Annotated in this window: 3 protein-coding genes; 1 reads left to right on the forward strand and 2 read right to left on the reverse strand. The window is 48.3% G+C overall.

Annotation, left to right across the window (positions count from 1 at the left end; translation table 11 throughout):
- Nucleotides 1-284 precede the first annotated feature (284 nt).
- Together kdpB and QUA36_RS30945 are read right to left on the reverse strand one after the other, a co-directional pair.
- Nucleotides 285-2,159, reverse strand: coding sequence for a potassium-transporting ATPase subunit KdpB (gene kdpB, locus QUA36_RS30940; protein WP_445301472.1), 1,875 nt, complete (start codon nucleotides 2,157-2,159; stop codon nucleotides 285-287).
- Nucleotides 2,160-2,313: 154 nt separating this feature from the next.
- Entirely contained in the window at nucleotides 2,314-2,838 is a 525-nt protein-coding gene (locus QUA36_RS30945) for a potassium-transporting ATPase subunit KdpA (RefSeq protein ID WP_333460134.1), read from the reverse strand.
- A gap of 62 nt (nucleotides 2,839-2,900) precedes the next feature.
- On the opposite strand from QUA36_RS30945, the gene QUA36_RS30950 reads away from it, so the two are divergent.
- A complete protein-coding gene (locus tag QUA36_RS30950; protein ID WP_333460133.1) occupies nucleotides 2,901-3,623 on the forward strand; it encodes a histidine kinase dimerization/phospho-acceptor domain-containing protein in 723 nt (240 codons plus the stop codon).
- The last annotated feature ends 8 nt before the right edge of the window (nucleotides 3,624-3,631 follow it).

Consider the following 3,631-nt stretch of genomic DNA (forward strand, 5'->3'; position numbering starts at 1 on the left):
AGAGTTGAATTCCTTGACGGGGTAGATTCATATATCTCTTTTTTTGTCAACTTCTAATACTGTACCGACGCTCTAGCCCAACGGAGGCTATCAAAATATCCATAATTTTGATAGCAATAAACGGCGCAACGGCTCCTCCCAATCCGTAGATTAAGATGTTCCGCTACAACAGTTTATTGGCGCTCAAAGGTCTAAACTTGACACCAGTTAATGCTAGTGGAATCAAAGCAGAAATAATCAAAAACTGTAAATTAATGCCGATAAAACTGCCGATTGACCGCTGGCTAAACCATGACGTTTAAAGCGCCAACAGGGGCAAATATTGCCGGAATAATTGCAAAATATTTGGCAATGTCGTTCGCTAGCGAAAACGTAGTCAGCGCGCCGCGAGTAATCAGCAATTGTTTGTCAATTGTCACTAAATTAATTAATTTTGTGGGGTCAGAATCTAAGTCCACCATGTTCGCTTTTTCCTTAGCTGCTTGGGTTCCAGAATTCATCGTGAGTCCTACGTTTGCTTGCGCTAGTGCGGGTGCATCGTTGGTTCCGTCTCCTGTCATTGCTACTAATTTGTCCTCGGTTTGTTGTTTGCGAATTACGTCGATTTTGTCATCAGGAGTTGCTTCGGCAATGAAGTCGTCAACCCCTGCTTCATCGGCAATTACTGATGCTGTAATTCGGTTATCTCCGGTGAGCATTATTGTGCGGATGCCCATTTTTCGCAGTTGGTCAAACCGATCGCGAATTCCCGGTTTGATGACATCTTTTAAATAGATAATGCCGTAGGTGTCGCTGCCTTGACAAACAGTTAAAGGCGTGACTCCAAGCCGCGAAACTCGTTCGTAAGCTGCATCGAGATCCGGCCCGAAATTGCCGCCGCGCGATCGCACAAAACCCTTCACCGCATCCACCGCACCCTTGCGAACCTCCGTCCCATCGGGCAAATCCGTGCCAGACATCCGCGTTTTTGCGGAAAAATCAAGCCCAGTGGCGTTGGTGCGATCGAAATCCACCTGTGCGCCCAAATTCTGAGCCAAACGGACGATCGACTTTCCCTCTGGAGTATCGTCAAACAGGCTAGCAGCAAGGGCTACACTCGCAACATCCTCCAGCGAGTGACCGTTTACCGGAATGAACTCCTCGGCTAAACGGTTCCCCAGCGTGATCGTCCCCGTTTTGTCCAAAATCAGCGTATTCACGTCGCCGCAAGCCTCCACGGCGCGTCCAGAGGTCGCTATCACGTTAAACTGAGCGACGGGATCCATCCCCGCAATGCCGATCGCGCTCAGCAAACCGCCGATCGTCGTCGGGATCAGTACCACCAGCAGCGAAATCAGCGTCACTACGCCCACAGGGGTTTTCACGTAATTTCCCACGGGCCCAATCGTCGATACCACTATCAAAAACACCAGAGTCAGCACCGCCAGCAGCACCGTTAGCGCGATCTCGTTCGGCGTTTTCGACCTTTCTGCCCCCTCCACCAGCGCGATCATCCTGTCCAAAAACCCTTTACCCGGGTCGGCCATTACCCGCAGCGTCAATTCGTCAGAGAGGATGCGCGTACCGCCGGTGAGGGAACTGGCGATGTCGGAACCCGGTTCCTTGAGCACCGGTGCGGATTCGCCAGTGATCGCAGATTCATCCACCGAGGCGACACCTGCGATCACTTCGCCGTCGGCAGGAATGACATCCCCTGCGATCACTTTAATTTGGTCGCCGCGTCTGAGGGATGTCGAACTAACTTCTTGAATTGAACCGTCTGGTAAGAGTTTGCGGGCTGTCGTGTCTGCTTTGGTCGATCGCAGCGCATCTGCTTGCGCTTTTCCGCGCCCTTCTGCTACCGCTTCCGCAAAATTAGCAAATACCAAAGTGAAGAACAAAATTAACGTGACTAAACCGTTAAAAACTACCGGATTTTTGCCGAAAACCGGGCCGAACAGCGTCGGGTCGATAGTTAATAATGCAGTCACAATTGTACCAACCCACACCACAAACATCACCGGATTTTTACGCATCACCCGCGGGTTTAGCTTGACAAAAGCTTCTTTAAAAGCTCTTTGATAAAGGCCTTTAGTATTTGCTTTTGGCGTATGCTTGCGAGACTGGCGAGAGCCTATTGCAGGTTTTTTTGGGGAATCTGGAGTATGGGAAAAGGTCATGTCGATTGGGGATTTTTAATGAACCACAGAGAACACAGAGAACACAGAGAAAGAGAAGTGTGAGGTTGAGGATTTTCGCTACAGAGGTGGAGGAGTTGGTGTTGCTAAAGGTGTTACAGTTATTGATGCTGCTTCAAACTTGCCGCAGCTAATTTCATATCCTTCGGCAATTGGCCCTAAAGCCAACCAAAACTGGGAAAAATGTCAGCGCGCCTAGTATTATGATTACTCCTGCGGTTACGCTGGTGAACAAAACTGAATCGGTTCTGAGAGTGCCCGTTGTTTCGGGAACCAGTTGTTTGTTCGTCATGCTGTCAGCTAAAAGCAGCAGGGCAATAATTGGAACGTAGCGCCCCAACAGCAGACTAAAACAGGTGCTTAAATTCCACCAAAGTCCTGTCGGCGCGGGTTGAGAGTCGGCCAATCCTTCAAAACCAGAACCGTTGTTAGCCGCCGAAGCGTATTCGTACATTACCTGGGAAATGCCGTGAAATATCGGGTTGCTGATGCCGCTCAAACTGTCGGTAAAGGCGAGGGTAATTGCACCGGGGATTAAAACTGCGATCGGGTGAATTAATAAAACAACGCTGGCTAAAACACTTTCCCGTTTCTCTATTTTGCCTCGGTAGAAGGTAGAAGGAAAAAAAACTGTGAAAATATAAAAGACAAAAAAATGGATTGATTGAGGATGTTTAAAAGTTTATCGGCTATCCAAAAAAACCTGGGAATTCAAGAGAGACATTGGCGGGGAGGTGGTCGATCGCCATTTTATTTGCGATCATTGCAGTGCTGGAATTTACTACGCCCTCCGAGTATGTGTTTGGGTATTTGTACACGGGGCCGATTTCACTGGAAAATTCGCGATTGAGTCGGTTGGGTAAGTTGCAAATTACCCTGGTAGCGACAGCTTTGACGCTGTTAAATTTGTTTGTTCCTCCCGGAGAAACGATCGCCCTAGCCACTGTCGCAAATAGATCGATCGCAGTCATGGCTTTAGGGGTGACGGGATATTTGAGCGATCGCAACCACGAGTACCAAGAAGCGATCACGATCGCTAAAGCTGAGTTGCAGTCGCAGCAGCGGCTAGCAAGCATCCGAGAAGATTTTGTCTCTACTTTGAGTCACGACTTAAAAACGCCGATGCTGGGGGCGATTGAAACAATTAAAGCTTTTCAGTCAGCAAAATTTGGGAATGTCACCGCCAGTCAGCAAAAAGTTCTCGAAACAATGGCGCGATCGCACAAAATGTCTCTACAATTAGTAGAAACTCTGCTAGATGTTTACCGCAACGATGCCGAAGGTTTAAAACTGCAACTTGCGCCCGTAAATTTAGTAGCTTTGGCAGAAGAAGTAATCGCAACTCTCACCCATTTATCTGCGGCGCGCCTGGTTTACATTACTCCTTTCCCGCTCAAAGAGTACAGAAAATGCTATAGTAAAAAAAAGCGAGGAAAATATCAATGAATCTGAGC

Origin of the sequence: Microcoleus sp. Pol10D4 (assembly GCF_036701555.1) — a bacterium.
Lineage (GTDB): Bacteria > Cyanobacteriota > Cyanobacteriia > Cyanobacteriales > Microcoleaceae > Microcoleus.